The sequence below is a fragment of the Actinospica durhamensis genome, assembly GCF_018139695.1.
Lineage (GTDB): Bacteria > Actinomycetota > Actinomycetes > Streptomycetales > Catenulisporaceae > Actinospica > Actinospica durhamensis.
In genome coordinates this window covers 1-5389 of sequence record NZ_JAGSOG010000410.1, presented here as the reverse complement: position 1 = coordinate 5389, position 5389 = coordinate 1, and the positions used below count along the sequence as shown (strand labels likewise).

The 5389-nt window shown below is 70.1% G+C and carries 4 protein-coding genes; 3 read left to right on the top strand and 1 reads right to left on the bottom strand.

The features are described from left to right. Positions 1-280 precede the first annotated feature (280 nt). Positions 281-421, top strand: a complete 141-nt coding sequence (locus KDL01_RS38790; protein WP_212533716.1) for a hypothetical protein — start codon at positions 281-283, stop codon at positions 419-421. A 221-nt stretch (positions 422-642) separates the two neighbouring features. Next, positions 643-951, top strand: coding sequence for a thioredoxin family protein (locus tag KDL01_RS38785; protein WP_212533715.1), 309 nt, complete (start codon positions 643-645; stop codon positions 949-951). A 142-nt stretch (positions 952-1093) separates the two neighbouring features. Here the strand turns inward: KDL01_RS38785 and KDL01_RS38780 are convergent, their stop codons facing one another. Continuing rightward, positions 1094-3067, bottom strand: a complete 1974-nt coding sequence (locus KDL01_RS38780; RefSeq protein WP_212533714.1) for an ankyrin repeat domain-containing protein — start codon at positions 3065-3067, stop codon at positions 1094-1096. 564 nt (positions 3068-3631) lie between these two features. Here KDL01_RS38780 and KDL01_RS38775 point away from each other — a divergent pair. Further along, entirely contained in the window at positions 3632-4738 is a 1107-nt protein-coding gene (locus tag KDL01_RS38775; protein ID WP_212533713.1) for a hypothetical protein, read from the top strand. Positions 4739-5389 lie beyond the last annotated feature (651 nt).

The following is a 5389-nucleotide window of genomic DNA, read 5'->3' as shown; positions in this document are numbered from 1 at the left end:
ATCAACCTCGGCCTCACCCGCACCAACGGACGCTGGAACCTGCCGACACCAGCATGAACAGGCCAGTGGCGGGCCGGCTACGCCGACCCGCCACATCAGACCACGAAGATCTTCATCGGACTTCTAGGTCGCGTCCAACGATGCGATGACGGATTTTGGCGAAAACTCAACGCCCTTGACGCGACATCCGCCCGCGATCCATCCCGGATCGGGGGCGGATGTCGTTAGCGTGGACAACAGGACTCCGTACTCTTCGACAACTCACCGGAATGAGCCGATCGTGTCCGCCTCACCTGCCCTCGCCGCCGTGGTCGGCCGGGTGCCGCACTACGGCAGCACCGCCGCGGCCGTCGGATCGGTCATCTTCCTCATCCTGCTGGCCGCGTTCCTCGCGATGGGGTTCCGCCGGCGCCGCCGCTGATTATTTCGACGATCGTGTCGCGGTTTCTCGGCGGTGGCGCATTCACGGCCGTATCAGCAGTACCATGAGTGTGATGCCGCTTGCGCGGCAGGCGCTCCCGCTCGTGGATATCCCCCCCATCCCGGCGGGTCGGCGCGTCCCGGTCCGACGCTATCCCCCCCAGCGTCGGGCCGGGCCTTTTTCGCGCCGGTGTGAAGGACCGAGCTCAGGAGGCGGGCGAAGTGCAGATCACGGTGCTCGCGGTTCCGGAGTGCCCGAATAGTGCGCTGGCAGTAGAGCGGGTCACCGCTGCGCTCGGGAGCCGGGCGGCGCGGGTGGACCTGGTCGAGGTCGATGATCAGGAGCAGGCCGTCGAGCTCGGGATGAGCGGCTCGCCGACGATCCTGCTCGACGGGGTGGACCCGTTCGCGACCGACGCCACGGCCCCGAGCCTGTCGTGCCGTCTATACCGCGAGGACGACGGCGCGGTTTCCGGAGCGCCGAGTCTGGCCGCACTCAACCGCGTGATCGCCGGCGTTCCCGGGTGCTAGCCGTCTGACGTGGTGGGGGAGTGCCGGGCGTGCACGAAGCGTCCGGACGCGGTGGGCCAGGACGGGCTCGGGCGTCGGGCTCCCGCCGAACTCGATTCACCTTCGCCCGCTCGGTCATCCCTGATCGCGCCGGCCCGGACGGTCAGTCTCGGGCCAGGGCGCTGCGGCGGTCCGGGAAGCCGCGGATCTCGACGATCTGGGCCCCCTCGACGGTGAAGACCTGGTAGAGCCGGTGCGGTGGCGCGGGGCGGGTACCTTCGGTGGGACGCGTCAGCGTCATTCCGAGGACCACCGCGTCGCGGTCGACCTCCACGCTCTCGACCGCGGGCGTGGTGCCGTCGGCCAGGGCGAGCCGGTACCAGTCCAGGACCTGCGCGCTGGTGCGGCACAGCCCGGTCCAGTGCACCTGCGGGTGCAGCAGCGAGGCGAGCAGATCCAGATCAGCCTCCTGGCAGGCGGCCTCGATGTGCCTCGCGATCTCGGAGAGCACGTCATCGCCCAGAGCAGTCGGAACATCGGAGACGGGGCCCGGATCCGCACCGAATTCTCGGTTCTCATCGCGCGCGGCGTCATCGTGGCCGGAGCCGATGCCATAGCCCTCGAGGAGTTGCGCGATTTCGCGGCTCGGCGGCTTGTCGCTCACCCACACTGCCCCACGGGAGGCGCCGGCCTCGAGCAGCAGCCGGACGGTGCTGATCCAGTCGCCTGGCTCGCCGTCCTGCTCGCCGCTGCCGACGGTCGCGAACGCCAGCGCGGTCGCCTCGAACCTGGTGTCTCGGGCGTCGACCTCGGCGCCTGCGGCGAGCAGCAGGCGCACCGCGTCGGCGTTGCCGTGGTACGCGGCGGTGTGCAGTGGCGCCTGCCCGGCCTCGTCGCGCGCGTCGTGGCCGAATCCGAACTCCAGCATCAGGACCAGCGCGGCGGTGTCCCGGTCAGCGGCGGCGTGGTGAATTACAGCCCGGTCTCGGGCGGTCAGCCGGTCCGGCAGGTCGCGATGCTCCGCCAGCAGCCGTTGCACGGTCCCTCGCTGCGCGCGCAGGCAGGCGCCGAGAAACCGGTCGATGTCGGTCGCGTCATCGACGGCGCCCTGAGACGTCAGGCGCGCGGCCGATTCGTTGCGACCTGCCCGCACGGCCGAGCGCATCGCGGAAATGCCGTCCTCGTCCGCGGTCCGCGGGTCGGCTCCGGCAGCCAGCAACGCGTCGATCAGGGGGAGCGAGGCGATGGCCGCCGCCTCCACCAGCTCTCCGCTCGCCGCCCCGGCTGCGTCCTGCCCGCGCGCGGTGAGTGCATCGAGCAGCAGCCGCGTCGCCACTGGATCGTCGTGGAAGACCGCGGCACCCAGAGCCCAGCTCCCGCTGACCCTCGCGCCGTGGGCGAGCAGCAGCTGCAGCGAGCGGTGGTCGCCATGGGCGATCGCCTCGACGAGGGGCTGGCCGAGGTCGGGATGGGCACCGGAGCCGAGTAGCAGTTCGGTGACCTCAGGCTTCGTGCTCTCCACCGCTCCGCGCAGCGCCGAGTACAAACGCGGGCGGCCCCCGTCGTTGGTGTTCGCGCCGGCTCCTGCGGCCATCAGCAGGCGCACCACCTCCACCAGCCCGGCCTCTCGGCTCGGGTCGAACCGGTGCCAGTGCGAGTAGCAGGCGTAGAGCAGAGGCGGCCAGCCGCGTGCGTCATCGACCGCCGCAGCGAGGGCGGGGTCCAGGGTCAGCGCGTCGCGTACTGCGCCGACATCGCCGAGCACGGCTGCGGCGCGGAGGCTGCGGCCCGCGATGCCCGGATCCGCGGCAAGCAGCTCGACGGCCCGCCCGGCGCCCGGCCGGATCGACACGGCCAGGAACTCCAGCTCTCGGCCGCGCGCTCCCGCGTCGGCGTCCACGGCGGCTTTGAGCGCGGGCCAGCTGGCAAAGCCCAGTTCCCGGGCGATCACGAACTGCGCCGCAGCCAGGCCGGCCGTATCCAGGCGGGCCGTATCGAGGCGGGCGGCTGGGTGCTGCGCGGTGAACCTGGCCCGCGCGCCGGCATCCCCGCTGTGTACCGCGTCGCGCAGTTCCTTGGCGCGCCGGCGCAACTGGTCGAGATCGGGACGCTGCGGAAGCAATGAGCGTTCAGACATGGCGTCTCCCTCTGATCGCCTGGGGTCCGCTGCGCAGGCCGAGGAAGAGGCCAAAGCCACAAGGGCATTGGATCAAGGAGGTGGACTCAGTCCTTCCCGCGGACCCGGCGGCACCCTCCAGGCGCCGCCCTCGATACTACTCGCGCGCTGCTGCGACCCGATCAACCCCCGTATGAGGTGAGAGTGAGGGTGGAGCAAGTGAGCCGCGTCGACAGGGCACTTCGGCGCCGAGGAACGAAACTTTCGGCAGGCATCCACGCATAGCCAGGGGCCGTACGTTCCCGAACACTCCTGCTCACAGCCCTGTGCGCGCTGCGGGTTCGCTCCGGACGGCACGGCCGCGGTGCTCGCCGTCGCGATTGCGGCCGCGGGGTGAACCGGTAAGCGGGCGGTCACGTTTCGGGGGCGCAGCCGGAACTGTGGGGCACTCCGAAGTCACCGAGAGTCCCAGGAGGGGTGGGCATGTGCCAGCTCTCGTACACGCCCCGACCGGCCGCACACGTACAGCCGGCTTGGATGCGGGTGTGGTTCGCGCGCCCGCGCTACTTCGTCAAGGAGTTAAGAATGCGCCGACGCACCATGCTCGCAGCAGTACTGGCCGCCGGAACGGCGATTGGAACGACCGCGGCCGGGACCACCACCGCGTCCGCGGCCACCGCCACCTACACGATCACCGACCTGGGCACGCTCGGCTACGTCTCCTCCTCCGGCGGCGGCCTGAACGCCACCGGGCTGATCGACGGTGTCTCGTCCCTGGCCGTCACGGTTCCGGCCGGCTCCTGTCCGCCGAAGTACGGGGTCCGCAAGCCCTGCGTCGAGCACCTGGAGCACGCGTTCCGCTTCAGCGGCGGCGCCATGACCGACCTCGGGACGCTGGGCGGCCAGGACTCGGCGGCCACCGCCGTCAACGCTGCCGGCACCCTGGTCGGATCGGCGGACACCGCCGCCGGCTACTCGCATGCTTTCGTTGAGGTGGGCGGCACCATGACCGACCTGGGCACGTTGGACGGCGCGGCAGCCAGCAGCGAGGCCCTCGCGATCAACAGCAGCGGGCAGGTCGCCGGCTGGTCCACCGCGGCCGGTGCCACCGGCAACCACGCGATCCTGGATGTGAACGGGACGATGACCGATCTCGGCACGATCGACGGCGGCACCTCGAGCGTGGCTAACGGCATCAACGACGCGGGTGTCGTGATCGGAAACTCCGACACCTCGAGCAGCGACGAGCGCGGGTTCGTGTATCAGGACGGGAAGATCACCGACGTCGGCACCCTGGGCGGACCCAACTCCTCGGTGAACGCGATCAACGACGGCGGCGTCGTCACCGGATCCTCCCAGGACGCCGCCGACGTCTCGCACCCGTTCATCTACGCGAACGGCATCATGACCAGCCTTGGCACGTACAACATCGACACGACCCCGCAGGCGATCAACGACGCCGGCGTGATCGTCGGGACCACCTACGGCGTCAACGCCGCGGGCGATCCCTTCGACGACGCGTTCATCTACCAGGCCGGGACCTTCCAGGATCTCAACACCATGATCCACGCAGGCTCGGGATGGGAGCTGACCGACGCGGTCGGCATCAACGCCGACGGCCAGGTCCTCGTCGACGCCACCAACACCACCAACGGCCAGAACCACGCCCTGCTTCTCACCCCTACGAGCTGACAACGGCCGATCGTCGAGAGTGAGTGGACCGGGACCGGACTGCCGGTGCGACCGTCGCACGTGCGCGTCGCACCGATGGTCCGGGCGGGCCGCAGTGAGCGTCGCCGCCTCAGGTCACAGCCTTGTGATGGCCTTGCGCATCTCCGCGAGGTAGTCGTCGTACAAGGCGGCCAGGTCCTCGAGGTCGACCAGCGGCGGCAGGTCGGTAGCGGCTGGTGGGCGAGCAGGTTGGACTTGATCCGCCGGGGATTCGGTTGAACGAATTTCACACGCGGTACGTGGAGAGATCGAAGGCGTCGGCATCCGGTCGGCGCCCGCCCTCGCGAGTGGAGTGCACGGTGTGGATTCGTGGCGTGATCGGCCTGGTTCTGGTGGCGGTCGGAGGTGTGTGGATCGCGCAGGGCAGTGGCACGATGCACGGGTCCGTGATGACTGGCCACTCGCAGTACACGGCGTTGGGCGTGGTGGTGCTTCTCGTGGGCGTTGCGCTGCTCGGGTGGGCGTGGCGTGTGCGTAGCCGAAAGCGGTGACCAAGGTGACGGCACGCGGCGGCACCGGTGGGCCACCCAACGACAATCCGGACGAGGGCAGGCCGATCGGGCGCCGGGTTATCTTGTCGGTGCTGGCGTTGGGGGCTGTGGGGGTGGTGAC